Genomic DNA, 16,273 nt, shown 5'->3' with positions numbered 1-16,273 from the left:
TTCGTTTATAATCCACTACTGCGTAACACCTGAGTCTGCACCGCTTCGGCGAATACCTGCGGCTCGGGTGTTAATAGCGTGAACTTCTGACTGGCCCGCGTAATTCCTGTATAGATCAATTCACGGGTGAGCACCGGATTCATCCGCTCAGGCAACGCAAGCACCGCGTGTTTAAACTCGGAGCCCTGAGATTTATGCACCGTAAGCGCGAACACTGTTTCCACATCTGCCAGACGGCTGGGTAAGATCCATTTAATACTGCCATCAGGCTGCTCAAAAGCGACTCGCAAGCGACCACTGTTTGGGTCCACTAACGTCATGCCGATATCGCCATTCATCAGTTTCAAACCGTAGTTGTTACGACGCACTAACACCGGACGACCGGCATACCAGCCCTGAGTGGTAGGAATCAGCTTGGCCCCGTATAACCAATCAGCAATACGCTGATTCAATCCTGTAACGCCCCAGTCGCCTTGACGCAATGCCACTAAAACCTGAAATGCCCGATGCTGTTTCAAAACGGCTTTTGCCCACAATTGTAAGTGAACGTCGTCGTTGTCTTGCGGGCCTCTCTGCACGAGCTCCAGATAATCTCGATAACCTGACACCACCAAGGCCTGGAATTGTTCCACCGCTTCGCCTTGTAACCAATCGATGTCACTAAACTGAGAGAACAGATCCGAATAATCAGCCCCGTGATTTACCGCTTTCGCCAATTGGCCAATGCCCGAGGAGGCATCGAAGCGATGACTCACCCGCAGCATCACGGTCGCTTGATTATAAGCACTACCATCGCCGTGATAGGGCTGTAACGATGCGGTTGCATAAGGAGTAATATGCGTCAAGGTGTCACTGTTATACCCCCCTTGTTCGGCCCCCGCACAGAAATCCCCGAGCACAGAGCCTGCTTCTACCGAGGCCAATTGATCTTTATCACCCAATAAAATGAGCTGCCCATGGGCAGGCAGGGCCGCCATCAACGCGGCCATCATTTCCACATCGATCATGGAGGCTTCATCGATCACCACCACATCCGCAGGTAGCGGATTTCTCTGGTGGTAACGAAATCCGCGTCGATGCGGTCGGGCACCTAGCAGTTTATGCAGAGTGACGACGTCTGTGGGAATATCCTCCTGCCAAGCACAGGGCAGCTCACTGATTTTATCCCGAATGGATTCGGTAAGGCGGGCGGCGGCTTTCCCTGTAGGCGCCGCTAAGGCGATACGCAATTGGCTATCCCGGGCTTGCAGCAATACCGCCAGCAAGCGCACCACCGTGGTGGTTTTGCCCGTACCTGGCCCACCGGTAATAATGCAAAAACGCCGTTGCACCGCAAGAGCGCATGCTAGGCTCTGCCAATGCACTTCTTGACGATTTCGGGCCTGCTCGGCCTCGGGAAAGGCGACATCAATCAGAGGTTGTAAGGTCGACTGTGGAATCGCCTGAAAGGGCAAGCGAACCTGTACTGCCGCCTTCACCAACGCCTCTGCCCGATACAAACGGGTCAGGTAAATACGGTTGTTAACCCAAGTAAGCGGTGCCTGATCTCCGCTACCGTCGCGCTGAACCCATAACGAGTCGAGGGCCTGATGGATGGCGTTTGGCTCTAGCAACCCCAGCGCTTGTTGCCAACGTTCCTGATTTCTTTCCGACAAGCGCCACAGGTCATCACTACCTATAGAAAGCACTACTTGCGGCTGTTCACAAAGTTGTGAAATTAATAAACAGGTATGGCCGCGACCGTATTGATAACTGACCAATGCCGTGAGCCACCAGAGTAGTGGATCCGGCTGCGCTGCCATCCGATGCAAAACAACAGGCAACTCCGCATCCACCGCTCTAAAAATATGAGCATCGACCAAAGCGGTCAGTAGCCGCTGCATATCATTTAGATTCATAGGGCGACCTCCGCTGAAGCAGCAAACAAGGCGTCCATCTCTTCTAAAAATTGATGGGCCGCTGGCATCCATAATTGCCCTTGCTCGGGTTCGCGAATAAACCAATACATAGCGCCGCCCAAATGCTGTTGTGGATTCGCCATATAGTTAGGAATCCGTGCTTTCAATAAACGGTGTAAGGCGAATAAATACAAGGCCGCTTGCACATCGTAGCGTTTCCCTAACATGGCTTTGCGCATAGACGCGTCCGTATAAGCAGCGGTGCTGTCACCCAACCAATTGGATTTATAATCACACACCCAGTAGCGCCCATCTGCGGCCACAAAAGTCAGGTCGATAAAGCCCTTCAACATGCCATTTAGGGTTTCAGGCAACAGATTTGCGCGCGCCTCTTCTGGCCAGAAATAACGCTGGACCAAACGGTCCAAATCGGCCACTGAGATATGCTGTGCTTCTAGCCAAAACTCAAGTTCCGATACACTGCTGCTGAGGGTCGCCAGACTCATACTTTGCTCATGTTCGGGAAGTGCCAACGGGGTTGTGAGCATATCCTTCAGCCACTTTTTAATGGCCGCTGTATGTTCAGCAAGGCCACGCTGTTGCAAACGCCGCTCAAGTAGGTGGGCTTGTTCTTGGGATAAGAGCGCACTCTCAGCAAAGCCTTGCTCACACGCCCATTCGAGTAAGCCATGCAAAAAGGTACCCATGCTGGCACCGCGAGGAAAATCATGCAGGCCCATATCTGTGGTGCTGGAGTCTCCCAGTGCAACGGCAGGAGCTGAGAGTGCCTTGGATTCTGCATCCGCACCATCAAGCTCACCTTCGTCGTCTTGGTGCTGCTCTTGGCGAGCGGTATCTGGCGCGCCCTGCGCAGATGCTTGGGTATCTGTTTTTAACGCCGAGTAGCTGGCGATCCACCAACGTTCCGGTGCTACCGAGCGCGCTAGAGTCAGCGCCGGCACCCGGGCTTCTGTATGCTCTGGGATGTGAACATAGGCATCCTCGGGCAGTTTTTCGCGTGCCCAAGGCAAGGACTCCAAGGCCTGCTGAAAATCACTGGGCTGAGTCTCGGAGGTGAGCTGCAATAAATAGCCCAAAGCACTTTTGCCGATACTGCTTTTGCTTCCTCGCCCTTCACTAAAGCTGGCTAGGCCAAGCCAACAACCATAGACCGGGCGGGTAAGCGCCACATAAAGTAGACGAACATCCTCTTGTAACCGTTCCCAGTCTGCGCGCGCGACCGTATCTTCACTGGGCATCACATCCAGAATTATCTGGAAGTTATCCGAATAGCGAATCGCACCTTTGTTTTTTACGTCGCGAGCAGCGCAGATAAAAGGTAAGAACACAAAATCGTACTGCAAGCCTTTCGATTTATGAATGGTCACAATTTGTACACGACTGGCATCGCTTTCCAGACGTTGAATTTGCTCTTCAGCGCTCGAGGGTTGCTGCATATGCGCTGCAAACCAACGCATTAAGCCAGTTTCTCCATCCCGTTGCGCACTCTCGCGCTGTAGCAATTCCGCCAAATGTAATATGTTGGTGAGGACTCGCTCACCATTATTGAGCGACAGCCAGCGGCTCGGCAAAGCAAACCGATGCAGCCAGGCTTGCACCATCGGGAGAATGCCCTGCCAACGCCAAATGCGTTGGAAGTCTCGGATATGGTCGGTGACTTGCTCCCAACTTTGTTCATCGTCGAGCCATTCTGCAAGCTGTGCATCGCTTTGCATTGATAACCGCAGCATCAGGGCTGCCCGAAGTTTTTGTTCATCCTCCGGCGCATACACGGCTTGCATCCAAGCTAATAAGAGTTGGGCTTCTTCACTGGCAAATACCGATTCCCGATCCGATAAAAAGACCGAGCGAATTTGATGCTGCGCTAGTGCGTCTTGCATCACCCGCGCTTCGCCTTTACTGCGTACGAGCACCGCAAACGAGTTCGGTTGCAACGGCTGCAATCCCTCTTCGCCACGCAAACCATGAATGCCCGCAGCAGAGCCATTTAACATCGCAGCGATACGATTCGCACAGGCGGCGGCCATATCACGCTGATAGGCCGCTTTTCTATACTCACCTGGAAGTTCTGACGCCAACCAATAAGACACCGGGGGCATGGCTGTACCGTCTTCTTCATACGCCCATGTCTGGCCGTGCGCCGACACCGGGAAATACGGCAGCTCATTATCGCTCACGTTTTTAAAACCAAAGGCGCCACGTTCGAGGTTTTCTCCGTGCACAAATAATGCGTTCACCGCTGCCACTAAATCTTGGGTGGAACGGAAATTACGTGGCAGATTGTAATGGCGCCCTTGCGTCCACCGCCGCGCTTGCAGGTAGGTATTTAAATCGGCCCCCCGGAAGCTATAAATCGCCTGTTTCGGATCGCCCACCAGTGTGAGGTTGTAGTCAGTGGCAGACACATCCGGATAGATATGCTGGAAAATCGCAAACTGAATGGGGTCGGTATCTTGAAACTCATCCACCATGGCCACGGGAAATTGACTGCGAATACGCTCCGCAAGCACCTCGCCTCCGGGCCGCGTTAAGGCACTGTGTAAACGCGTCAGCAAGTCGTCAAAGCCCATGGTCGCAGTACGCTGTTTTTGTGTTTCGATGCCCTCGGCCAGCCACTCCGCAGCGTGGCTCAATACGCCCAAACGAATCTCTGGGCGTGTGGCGAGGAAATCTTGGAGTTGATCGAGTGCATCAAACAACGGATGCTCGGGTAACTCGCTTCCTTTCTTCAGTGATGCCTCTACTTTACGGCGCGCAAATTTGGTGACCCAAGCCTCCCCTTCGCTACTCAACACATTTATCCAGTTTGGATTACTCAACCATTGCTGCAACAAGGGGCGTTCTTTACTGAACCAGGTTTTTGGCTGAAAGATATTTTTCTTCAGGTGCCCTTGCTCATATAAGTCATCTAAAAATGCCAAGGTGTCTGCCGTCAGTAATGGCTTAAGCTGCGCAATGCGTTGATCCAGCTTCTGATACCACGACTGTAACGCCCCGCTTGCTTCTTTTGGCGAATGGGCTTTCGGCAGTGCCTGACCTGCTGCATGGAATTGCATTGCGCCACGCTCCGGCCGCAACCAGGGTCGACATTCCCCTAAGAGTTGCTCAGGCGATTGCGCTAGCGGGCCGAGATCGTCTAGAACCCGGGCATCGCTCAGCTCATACAACCACGTACGCCAGTAATCGCGAGCCACACCGAGCATCATGTCGTCGAGATCGTGGGCCATTTCCTGCTGAAATCCCAACCCTGAATCAAACGCATGCTCACTGAGCATACGCTGACACCAACCGTGAATCGTAAAGATGGCGGCGTCATCCATCCATTCCGCCGCTAATTGCAGTTGCGCCGCACAGCGTCCGTAGTCATTGCTATCGTATTCGTTAAGCAGTTCCTGTAAGAATGCATCGTTGCTGGGCTGACCTCGAAACACCGCCGCCGCTTCCACCAAGCGTGCCCGAATCCGATCCCGCAGTTCTTCCGTGGCGGCGGTGGTAAAGGTCACCACCAAAATTTGTGGCGGCAGAAGAGCGCGGCCGTGAGGCGGCTCTTGTACCGCATTGCGTCCGTGAGCTAATACTAAACGCACATAAAGCGCGGCCAGGGTATAGGTTTTCCCGGTACCCGCACTCGCTTCAATCAGCTGCACACCTTGGAGTGGGAATTCCAATGGCTGTAAATTGATGGCACTCATTCCGACGCTCCTTGTCTTGATTCTTGCCCACCGACTTCGCAAGCCGTGCGCACTAGAGGCCCATATAAGCGCTCACTCCACGCCATGAAATCCGCATGCATGAGTGATTCCAGGGTGGGATAGTAGCGCGCCAATTCTGCGGATTTCTGTACTTCACCTGTGCGGGTAAATCCGCCCTCGTAACTGGTTTCAAGGCTACTATCAGTGCCCCCCAGCAGCGCCAATATTGAGGTTTTCCGCGCTATCGGCAGTGGCTGTTGTAATCCTTGCCACCACAAGGCCACCAAGGCTTGCAACTGCGCGTGCGCTTCCTCTTGTGGCCAAGGCGGAATGCTCACGTGGGTATCTAAACCAAACTGCCAAATCCGTACCGGGTGACCGGCCGCGTTTGCAGCGAGCTGCTGAATCCACGCATCCATTAGATTTTCCCAGCGTGGCTGGCCTTTATCACTTACCGCCGTAGGCCGCGCCAGCACCAATGCCTGCTCGTTAGCCTCGTTCTGGAAGAGCGCATCAATGTGACCACTCAACATCAGCGGCTCAGACTGGACAGAAGGAGCGGGCGACGACAGTGACAGATTTATGCTGAGTGGCTCACCGCTCGCTTGCCAATGCTGCGCATCACCAAACACGCGGGCTTTTACCACCTCAACAATACGACTGATCTCACGCTCCGCATGCTTTCCAAAGAGCGCCACGGGCAATACCCCCTCAGCGCGGAACAAACGAATACGTTGCTGAATGTCGTAATCCGGGCCATGTTTTAAGGCGTCATTTAACAGCTGCTGGGTGAGCTGATAGCGCGTGAGGCCATCGAGCTGAAAAGGCTCATCGTCGTTTAAGGTTAATTCGCTATCGAAGAATCGACTCTGCAGTCGTGTCCCTACAAAGTAACGCACGGGATCCCGCATAAAACGGATCAGGTCATTGAGCGTGCATTCGGGCATCTCTGCCAAAGGCGGTAATGATCGTTCCCCGGGACCTTCCGCCGCAAGGGATTGCCACTCACGGGCATAGGTTCGATGCGTACTTTCAGGGTCAAAGTAAGCCGCCGAAAAGGGTTGTAATGGATAGTCATGGGTGAGCACGTCTAACGCCGAGGCGCCTTTTTCCGTTACCCAACTTTGGGCAATATAATCGCGCACTTGATTTACCAACACACTGGCGGGCTTTTCCGAACGGTCCCGATCACTCCAGCCCACATAACTTAAATATAAGGATTCCCGAGCACTGAGCAGCGCCTCCAAAAAAAGGTAGCGATCGTCATCTCGGCGAGAGCGGTCTCCGGGTCGATACTCGGTCGCCATTAAATCGAAATCATCAGGACGCCGAGAACGTGGATAATCCCCGTCGTTTAAGCCCAACATGTATATCCGCTGAAACGGAATGGCTCGCATTGGAAGCAAGGTGGAAAAGGTGACTTGCCCACCCATAAAGCGCTGACTCAAACCAGCCTGCTCCGCTTCCCCTAACCAGGCATCCCGCATCACCGCCAAACTCACTTCGCCAGCAAAGGCGCCAGCGTCAGCCGCATCTAAGGTTCGCTCCAAGGCTTCGGTCAGGGTCACCAACAAGCGTTCGTCTTGGTCATCGCGGAAATCAAAAAATTGCTCAAGCAAGTTTTGGCGAATGTCGTCTTGATCCGATTGCCGCCCGTAGAATAAATGGGTCCACTCGGTCACACTGCGAGTTGGCGCCGTTCCTAACGCTTGAATCCACACTTTCAGGGCATGCAAGAGTCGCAACACTGGCCCAAGGTCCGTCGCTGCTAAGCCCGCAACTTCTGAGTACGGTCGGCGCTCCTGCCAATGGCTCAGCTCCTTTTGTTGCTCTGCATTACCAGGGTGTTCAGCATCGAGCTCTGAGTCCCCTAATGCGTAGCCTAATAGCATTCGTTCAATACCAAAAATCCAGCTATAGGAATCACCCATGGCCCCTAAACCCAAGGTCTCCCGATGAGACTTATCTAAGCCCCAGCGCACGCCGGACTCAGTGAGCCATAAGCGCAGTTGCGGCAGCACACTGGGTTCGAGGCCAAAACGACGCTGAATCGCGGGCACTTCGAGCAAATCGAACACATCATTGAGGGTAATACGTTGATCCGGGAGGCTCAGTAAATATTCCAGGGCAATAAGCAGAGGCACTCGGCCACGACTCGCCTGATCCGCCAAACTGAACGGAATATAGCGCCGGTCATCTCGCTCGATCCGCCCAAACACGGCCATAATGTGAGGCGCGTATTCACCAATGTCTGGTGTCATCACAATCACATCTCGCGGCTTGAGGTCAGGGTTCGCGGCAAAGTCGTTTAACAGTTGGTCTTGCAGTACTTCCACTTCACGCTGGCGGCTGTGACAGCGATGAAAAGTGAGGCTGTTATCCTGCTCCTTTAATAGGCGCGGCGTATCGGGAAGTGGGTGTAGCTCCAAGATGTCATCTTGGAGCTGCTGCAGTACCGTCACAGCATCGGGGGAGGACGCGCTAGCGCTATGGGGTTCACTATAAATATCGATTCGGTCCGCAAACCAATCGCGGTACCGCTCTGGCTCATCAAATTGGTCTAGCAAACTAATATAGTCGCGTCCTTGCTTGCCCAAGCTAGCAAGCAATGGCGGCGCGTACAGATGAAGATTCTCCGCACTAAGGGCTTCCGGTAATCCGGCTTTTCGTTGTTGACGCTTTTGTTGGCGACGTACTTCATCACGCACGGTAGCGATATCGCCCCAGAAGTGACGACAAGGATTGAGCACGGCAAGCAATACTTGGCTATGTTTACCCAGTGCTGCCAGTAATTCCAAGGTTTGCTGGGGTAACGACGACACCCCAAATACAATGACCCGCTGAGGAAAGCTATGGGCCGGAAAATCTTGCGTTTGCAGGGCCCGCAGAGCCCGCTGGTGCACATCAGCGCGACTCGAATAACTAGCAGCGTGCAATGCCTCTTCCAAATCGGTGCGCAAGGCCCGCCACAGTGCAGGTTGCCATGTTTGATCCAAGGGAACCTCGATCTGATCGCCTTGTTGTTGGCGCAACAAAACATCATTGCCGTCGGTCCATTGTTGCAACCAATCAGCACGATACACCTGATATTGATCGAAGAGGTCGGCCAACCGCGCGGCCAAGTGCCAGGCTTTCCGGCCGTCTTGATCGTCACTTAAATAACGTTGCAGCGGTTCGTAAACTGAATCTGTTAATGCCGGCAATAAGCGCAAAATGCGCCAGGTTAAATTATTTTTATCATAGGGTAACGAGGCTGGAATATCGGCCCCAAGAGCCATCCGATATAAACGCCAAACAAACTGATTGGGTAGTTCGACACGCAGTCCTGCAGCAATCCCAGGGTGACCATCTGCGGTGCTCGCCAACGCCATTTTTAACCACTGGGCGATGCCGTTACTTTGCACCAGTATTTGTTCTTCTTCCAGCGGGGCAAGCGGATGAGTGGCCATCCATTGCACCAACGCCTCGCGTAACACCTCGAGGCGATTTCCATGGAGAACGGCGAATCCTGGGGTTAACGTCATGTGTGTTCTATTCCTTGATGATCATTTTGTTATCAGTGCTTTGCAAACAATGTATCCTGATCTTAATTCATCTATGCGTCACTATCTGTCGCAAGACCCGCCAAGCCCGCAGCGCCCGGCATAAACTCAATGAGATAATCAATTAACACGCGCACGGCAGGGAGTAAACCTCGCCGATAAGGATACACCATGTGCAGCTTACCCACAGGTAATCGCCATTCGGGCAACACCCGCACTAACCGGCCTTGTTCCACATAATCACGACACAGATACACCGGTAACGATACCACGCCCTGATGCTCAGCCGCAGCCTCACGTAATACCCAAAGATCATCGGTAATCAACCGTGGCTGATAGTTCATGGTGACCGATTCCCCATGCTGAGATGTAAAGCTCCATTGATAACGACCCGAGGAATAGTGCATGGATAAGGTTGGCCAATCAGACAGGTCTAAGGGATGCTCAGGCAGACCATAACGTGTAACACATTCTGGGCTCGCAAATAGGGCAGATGCCGATGGCAACAGTTCCCGAGCAATCAACGATGAGTCTTCAATGGTAGAACGTACACGAAGGGCAATATCGACCTGCTCTTCAATAAGGTTCACCGGTTTGTTCGTCATCACTAAGTCGATCTGAACATCGGGATAGCGCGCAAGAAAACCGGGCATAATAGACACGAGTAGCGACTGGCTAATGGCATAAGGGCTGCTAATGCGTACTTTGCCACGCGGTTTTTCCTGCACAAAATGGGTGACTTGCTCGGCTGCTTCCGCCGCGGCCACCACCGTTTGGCAATGCACCAGAAATTCACGCCCCACATCGGTGAGGTAAAGCTTGCGCGTGGTGCGATTCAGTAACCGTACGCCCAATTCATCTTCAAGATCGGCGATACGGCGACTTAGGGTTGATTTCGGAACGCCAAGCGCTCGCGCAGCTCCGCTAAACGAGCCATGTTCAACCACATGGGCAAACCATGCCAAATTGGTAATATCTTTCATGACCTAGCATCCTCCCCATGGCAATCAAAAAAATTGTGCCATATATGGAACAGTAATTCTCATTTTAGGCATCTAGTTCGTTAATTGGAACACCTTTATCATAGCACCGTGAATAGGAGCGACGCACGAATGCGTACATCAACGAAATGAGGTTGCTATGAAAATTTTACATCTTGAATCAGGTCTGTTTGTTGGCCAATCCGTAAGTCGTCAGCTAAGCCAAAAGGTCATCGAGCGTTTAGTGGCAAAAAATCCAAGCGCTCAAGTCATTACGCGTGATCTGGTGCAATCACCCATTGCTCATTTGGATGCAGAAATTCTTATGGCTGGTGCTACTGAAGCCGCAAATCGCAGCGAGCGTCAGGCTATCGAAAGCGCACTGACCGAAACCCTGTTAGAAGAATTGTTTGCAGCTGATGTGATCGTGATTGGTGCGCCCATGTACAATTTCTCTATCCCTACCCAGTTAAAAGCGTGGATTGATCGCGTCGCCCAAGCCGGTCGTACTTTCGAATATACCGAACAAGGCCCGCGTGGTTTGGTTAAAGGTAAGCGCGTATTTCTCGCTTCAGCACGTGGTGGTATTTATAGCGAAGGTGCTGCCGCCGCTATGGAGCATCAAGAAAGCTTCCTGACCACTGTTTTAGGCTTTATGGGCATGACGGACGTGACCATCGTGCGCGCGGAAGGGGTGAACTTGGGCGAAGAAGCCCGCACCAATTCCATTGCTGCTGCGAGTGATAACATTCAAGCCATCGACGCCGCTTAACGTCGACATGGAGCGAGGTATGGAACTTAAGAATCCATACCTTGCGCCCCCCAGGACGCATGCTCAAGAGCCGATCGTCATCGACTGTCGGCTTTTTTATTCACCTCATTTTTTTGATATTTTCTTATTCTAGAACAAGAAATAACCACCTCGTCGGTGCCATCTTATTTTGCTTGTGTATAAAATAGACAGAGTTACCCGTTAATAGGCCCATCAAAATTATGCCTGATCGAAAATCCATCACCACGATGTTACAAGATCATGAATACGAGAATGAACATCTGGATCGGATTTTTCGGCATTTCCCTGGCTTTGTTTACCAATTACGTCAATACCCTGATGGGCGCCTTGTCTACCCATACGCGTCCTCATCTGCGCGCTTGCTTTTTGGGGTTGACCCCGAGGCATTGCGGCACGATGGCAGCCCGCTACTTAAGTTAATTCATCCAAGCGATTACGAGCGCGTGATGGAGTCCACAGCTCGAAGTGTTGCAACCATGAGCGAGTGGCAGCAAGAATTTCGCATGATCGTCAATGGTCAAACCATGTGGTTAGCAGCCTACGATGTTCCCTCACGGCTCCCAGATGGCAGCATTGTTTTCAATGGCTACGCCACCGTGATCACTGAACGGAAAGTGTTAGAAGCACGTTTAGCGGAAAGTGAGAAAACCTTTCGGGCTTTAATAGAGAACGCCAATGATGTGATCTATACCCTCAGTCCCGACGGCGTATTCACCTACATTTCGCCCATGTGGACAGAACAACTAGGCCACCATCGCGACGAGGTACTAGGCCAACCTTTTGCTCATTTTGTGCATCCCGAAGATATCGAAATCTGCTTTTCCTTTCTACAAGAAATCGTCACCTTAGGTAAGAAACGAGCAGGAATTGAATATCGCATCTTCCATAAAAATGGAACTATGCAATGGCATATGTCGAATGCTTCGCCCATCTATGATGAAGGCGGTGTCATCACTAAATATATGGGCATTGCTCGCGACATTACCGAAAGCAAACATCTCCAGAGAAAAATGGAGAAACAAGCTCATTATGACAATCTCACGGAATTACCAAACCGCGAGTTATTCTTTAGTCAGTTACAGAGGCTCATTAATCGATCTGCGTCAGAAGAATTCCAGGTGGCCCTGATGTTTATCGACTTAGATTACTTTAAGCCTGTAAACGATAATTTTGGCCATGCGGTGGGCGATATCCTCTTACAAGAAGTCGCACAACGCCTGCGTGATACACTCCGAGATAGAGATTTAGTGGGCCGCATTGGTGGTGATGAGTTTGTCGTCGCCATTGCTGATTTAAAGAGTCCTGAAAAGACGCAAGCGATCGCCGAACAAACCGCACAACGCATACTTGCGGCAATAGCAACGCCTTTCGAAATTGAAGGCAATACCCATAAAATATCCTGCAGTATTGGTATTGCTTTGTATCCCGAGCACGCCGACGACATGGTGAGCCTCGCTCGAAAAGCCGACGAGGCCATGTATTTGGCTAAAAGTAATGGCCGCGGTCGCTTAGAACTGTATCAAAGCATAGCCAGTCGAGTATCTCTCAAGTAAACTAAGTGCATCTATTGATCCATGAGGAGAGCCTGTGATGCGCCGCCTGACTAATTGCTTTACTGGGTACGCACGATCTGCCAGCACGGCGATGTTCACTGCGTTAGTATCCCTATGCCTCCTTGTATCTCCCGCTAATGCTGAAGAAACTGAGCATGTGGGCCCGAACTGGCGTATGTTGGATTTGTTCTATTGGCATGAAGCCGGACGGGATGAGAATGCCCCCAAAGCCGATATGCTTGGGTTACGCGCTGGGGTAAGTTTTCGCGAACATTGGTTAATCAGCATTGAGGTAACAGGGGGCGAGCTCACGTCCACCTCTGAGCTTTCTACCTCAACGGCAAACGCTTTTCAGTCTACTTTTCTCGCAGGATATCGCAGTGCTGCAAGTGATTTTGCGGATCTGTATATTATGGGAGGAGGCACACGTATCGATGTCGATTTCGGCAATTTTACTGCTTGGCAATCCGGTTTTGTCACCCGCGCTGGAATGCGCGGGGTGATTGAAAGCACTTGGGACTTAAATACCTATTTGCAGTACAGCTACGTGAACCGTTCATCGACCACTAGCATTCATGCAGAAGCCCGTTATCCCCTATTTCACCGAGTGGATGTATTTGCTGGCATCGGCGTATATGCACGAGATTACTCGGGCCGGATTGGCGTAAGCATCCACTTTTAGTGCTCTTCGGGCACCACAACACCCCACAAGTCGTACTCATCGGTGTGAATAATTTCAACCCACACTTTGTCGCCGGGCTTCACGTTGGTTTCATCACTCAAGTGCACCACTCCATCGATTTCTGGAGCATCGGCATAGCTACGTCCTACCGCCCCTTCGGGATTCACTTCATCGATGAGTACCAACATCTCTTGGCCTACTCGCGCCTGCAATTTTGCCGCACTTATCTCTTGCTGCACCTGCATAAAGCGTTCATAACGCGATTGCTTTACATCATCTGGCACTGGATCAGGAAGATCGTTGGCTTTTGCGCCGTCGACCGGTGAATAGGTGAAACATCCCACCCGATCCAATTGCGCGGCCCGCAAGAACGCCAACAACTCTTCGAAATCATCTTCGGTTTCACCGGGGAAGCCAACAATAAAGGTACTGCGAATCACCAAATCAGGACACATGTCGCGCCAGCGTTGAATACGCTCTAACACCCGCTCCGAACTGCCAGGGCGCTTCATGAGTTTGAGAATCTTTTTGCTCGCGTGCTGAAATGGGATATCCAGATACGGCAGAATCTTACCTTCAGCCATCAATGGGATCACGTCATCCACCGACGGATAAGGATATACGTAGTGCAAGCGCACCCACACACCCAATTCGCCCAGGGCTTGGCACAGCTCAAGCATGCGCGTTTTCACCGGGCGGCCATCCCAAAAGCCGGTGCGGTGTTTTACATCCACACCATAGGCGCTGGTATCTTGTGAAATAACGAGAAGTTCTTTTACGCCCGCATTTTTTAACCGCTGGGCTTCGTCGAGCACATGACCCACAGGACGACTCACTAAATCGCCACGGAACGATGGAATAATGCAGAAGGTACAGCGATGGTTACAGCCTTCGGAAATCTTTAAATAAGCAAAATGCTTTGGCGTTAACTTCACGCCTGTGTCTGGCACCAAGGTTTCAAAAGGAATCCGCTCGGGCTTCGGCAAGTGGTTATGCACCTGCGACATCACTTCTTCATAAGCGTGTGGCCCGGTAATTGCCAATACATTCGGGTGCACTTCACGGATTTCATCATCACGTGCCCCTAAACAACCGGTCACCAATACCTTGCCGTTTTCCCGCAAGGCTTCACCGATGGCATCGAGTGATTCCTGCACCGCAGAATCAATAAAGCCACAGGTGTTCACAATCACCATATCCGCGTCGGCATAACTGGGAACCACATCGTACCCTTCCACGCGCAACTGCGTAAGAATGCGCTCGGAGTCGACTAGGTTTTTCGGGCAACCTAAGCTCACAAAGCCAATCGTCGCTTGCCCGTCGCGAGTCGGTGTCGACGGCAACGCGCTGCCTTTTGAGGCCGAATGAGAATGAGCGGGGTGGAAGATTTCTGGTTGCGACATAATGGTTCTCAGTACGAGGATGAAGTTGATTCTAGGCTATTTTACCTTACTCACCGCCTAAAAATACACTGCATATACGCAGGATTATTTTGTAAACGTTGCATCCCCTGCTACCTTTACATAAGGTTGAAGTACATTATAACGATACAAGAGGTATCCATGTCGCCATTCAAGTCTGCGCTCCTGCGCACCTGTATCTATATCTTGTTTGGTAGCTTATGGATTCTTTATTCGGATCGGTTTTTAGCGAATTTTGTCGATACCACCGAAGCGCTCACGCAATTACAAACCTACAAAGGCTGGTTTTTTGTTGTTATCACCGGTCTCTTATTTTTTTATTTGATGTACAGCGCACTGAATCGTGAGCGTAAGTTGCATGAACGCGATGAGCTCACCGGTCTTCTCAATCGCCACATGTTTCAAGATGAAGTCAATAATTGGATTCGTCAGTATCAAGATGACGAGCAAGCGTTTTTGGTGGCGGTGTTAAACATTGATGATTTCCGAAACATTAATCATGCTGTAGGCCATGCCAACGCAGACTTGTTACTGAAAGATATTGCCACTCAGATTGAGGCAAGCTTTGCCTGTGCGCCTGCGCTGATTGCCCGAACGGGCGGCGACGAATTCTCCATTGCCATTCATACGACCAAAGGCTTTGAGCACCATTTAGAAGATATCCGAGAATTACAGCGAAAAATCAAAGCAATTTCCATTCCCAATATGCCTCAGCTACGCACCAGTATCGCCGCTGGCATCGCCGTATTTCCTGATGATGCAAGTGATGTAAAGTCGCTGCAAGGGGCGGCAAATATTGCGCTCGAGGAAGCCAAAGAAATGGGTCACGGGCAATTACGCCTCTATGATCATGTGTTTGGTGAGTCGGTACACAATCGCTTGCAACTCAGCCAAGATCTACAAAAAGCGCTCGAGAACAACGAATTATTTGTGGTTTACCAACCACAATTTGATACGGCATCATTGCAAATTACAGGCGTAGAGGCGTTATTACGCTGGACTCATCCCGAATTAGGCCCGATCCGACCGGATGTTTTTATTTCCCTTGCCGAACAACAAGGATTGATTGCGAAGGTCACCGACTTTGTCTGCGAAAAGGCGCTACAAGAACTCGAGTCCAGAACCTTGTTACATCGCCTTATTCCGCGCCTATCGATAAATGTATCCGCGTTGGATTTTGAAGGTTCTGCCTGCGCCGATGCCTTTCAACAACGATTTTCGACGTTAAAAGATTGGTCGTTTATCCAACTAGAGCTTACCGAAACCGCGATTATGAATAACTTTGAAAATACCCGACGGGTACTTGATCGGTTACGCAGTGCAAACGTGCAAGTATCCATCGATGATTTTGGCACCGGTTACTCATCATTGAACCTTTTGCGTCGATTACCGGTCAATGAAGTGAAGATCGATCGAAGTTTTATTCGTGATATTCCCCGAAGCGGCGAAAGCAGCAGTATCGTGCGTACCGTTATTGCGATGGCGCGCTCCCTGAAACTTCGTGTGATTGCAGAGGGTGTAGAGACCCCCGCGCAAATTCGCTTTCTCCAGGAAGAGAATTGCGATGAGTTACAAGGGTTTTATCTAAGTAAGCCCATGCGTATCGATGCCCTTGAAGCCTTCTGCAAATCCTATGTGCCGGAAAAGTTAGCCCAGCACTCCGTATAAAAGACAATCACAGGACTGTGAAA

At 51.3% G+C, this 16,273-nt stretch carries 9 protein-coding genes; 4 read left to right on the top strand and 5 right to left on the bottom strand.

What is annotated here, in order from left to right:
* Positions 1-5: 5 nt before the first annotated feature.
* From recD to FM042_RS09710, 4 genes are all read right to left on the bottom strand, one after another.
* A complete protein-coding gene (recD, locus tag FM042_RS09725; RefSeq protein ID WP_221931529.1) occupies positions 6-1,898 on the bottom strand; it encodes an exodeoxyribonuclease V subunit alpha in 1,893 nt (630 codons plus the stop codon).
* On the bottom strand, positions 1,895-5,611 hold the full coding sequence (recB, locus tag FM042_RS09720; protein WP_143236230.1) for an exodeoxyribonuclease V subunit beta: 3,717 nt from the start codon (positions 5,609-5,611) through the stop codon (positions 1,895-1,897). Before recB ends, recD begins: the two co-directional genes overlap by 4 nt.
* Positions 5,608-9,135, bottom strand: a complete 3,528-nt coding sequence (gene recC / locus FM042_RS09715; protein WP_143236229.1) for an exodeoxyribonuclease V subunit gamma — start codon at positions 9,133-9,135, stop codon at positions 5,608-5,610. The genes recB and recC overlap by 4 nt, the downstream gene beginning before the upstream one ends.
* A 71-nt stretch (positions 9,136-9,206) precedes the next feature.
* The gene (locus FM042_RS09710; RefSeq protein ID WP_143236228.1) at positions 9,207-10,136 is read right to left on the bottom strand and encodes a LysR family transcriptional regulator; all 930 of its coding nucleotides are present in this window, start codon (positions 10,134-10,136) and stop codon (positions 9,207-9,209) included.
* Between the two features lie 157 nt (positions 10,137-10,293).
* Here FM042_RS09710 and FM042_RS09705 point away from each other — a divergent pair, with 157 nt between their 5' ends.
* The 3 genes from FM042_RS09705 to FM042_RS09695 all read left to right on the top strand — a co-directional run bounded on the left by FM042_RS09705 (position 10,294) and on the right by FM042_RS09695 (position 13,161).
* Positions 10,294-10,905, top strand: coding sequence for an FMN-dependent NADH-azoreductase (locus tag FM042_RS09705; RefSeq protein ID WP_143236227.1), 612 nt, complete (start codon positions 10,294-10,296; stop codon positions 10,903-10,905).
* Between the two features lie 221 nt (positions 10,906-11,126).
* A complete protein-coding gene (locus FM042_RS09700) occupies positions 11,127-12,479 on the top strand; it encodes a sensor domain-containing diguanylate cyclase (protein ID WP_221931528.1) in 1,353 nt (450 codons plus the stop codon).
* Between the two features lie 37 nt (positions 12,480-12,516).
* Positions 12,517-13,161 carry an outer membrane beta-barrel protein gene (locus FM042_RS09695; protein ID WP_143236226.1) on the top strand — a complete coding sequence of 215 codons (645 nt, stop codon included), beginning with the start codon at positions 12,517-12,519 and terminating at the stop codon, positions 13,159-13,161.
* Here FM042_RS09695 and rimO read toward each other — a convergent pair.
* Positions 13,158-14,564, bottom strand: a complete 1,407-nt coding sequence (gene rimO / locus FM042_RS09690) for a 30S ribosomal protein S12 methylthiotransferase RimO (protein WP_143236225.1) — start codon at positions 14,562-14,564, stop codon at positions 13,158-13,160. The two genes, FM042_RS09695 and rimO, sit on opposite strands and share 4 nt — an antisense overlap.
* A 159-nt stretch (positions 14,565-14,723) precedes the next feature.
* Here rimO and FM042_RS09685 point away from each other — a divergent pair, with 159 nt between their 5' ends.
* Entirely contained in the window at positions 14,724-16,250 is a 1,527-nt protein-coding gene (locus FM042_RS09685; protein WP_185960763.1) for a putative bifunctional diguanylate cyclase/phosphodiesterase, read from the top strand.
* Positions 16,251-16,273 lie beyond the last annotated feature (23 nt).

This window comes from Aliidiomarina halalkaliphila (assembly GCF_007096385.1).
Classification (GTDB): Bacteria; Pseudomonadota; Gammaproteobacteria; order Enterobacterales; family Alteromonadaceae; genus Aliidiomarina; species Aliidiomarina halalkaliphila.
This window is presented reverse-complemented; position numbering and strand designations above follow the sequence as displayed.

Bases quoted from the DNA above. Each gene is read 5' to 3' on its own strand.
- recD (WP_221931529.1), bottom strand. From the start codon at position 1,898: ATGAATCTAAATGATATGCAGCGGCTACTGACCGCTTTGGTCGATGCT.
- recB (WP_143236230.1), bottom strand. From the start codon at position 5,611: ATGAGTGCCATCAATTTACAGCCATTGGAATTCCCACTCCAAGGTGTG.
- recC (WP_143236229.1), bottom strand. From the start codon at position 9,135: ATGACGTTAACCCCAGGATTCGCCGTTCTCCATGGAAATCGCCTCGAG.
- FM042_RS09710 (WP_143236228.1), bottom strand. From the start codon at position 10,136: ATGAAAGATATTACCAATTTGGCATGGTTTGCCCATGTGGTTGAACAT.
- FM042_RS09705 (WP_143236227.1), top strand. From the start codon at position 10,294: ATGAAAATTTTACATCTTGAATCAGGTCTGTTTGTTGGCCAATCCGTA.
- FM042_RS09700 (WP_221931528.1), top strand. From the start codon at position 11,127: ATGCCTGATCGAAAATCCATCACCACGATGTTACAAGATCATGAATAC.
- FM042_RS09695 (WP_143236226.1), top strand. From the start codon at position 12,517: ATGCGCCGCCTGACTAATTGCTTTACTGGGTACGCACGATCTGCCAGC.
- rimO (WP_143236225.1), bottom strand. From the start codon at position 14,564: ATGTCGCAACCAGAAATCTTCCACCCCGCTCATTCTCATTCGGCCTCA.
- FM042_RS09685 (WP_185960763.1), top strand. From the start codon at position 14,724: ATGTCGCCATTCAAGTCTGCGCTCCTGCGCACCTGTATCTATATCTTG.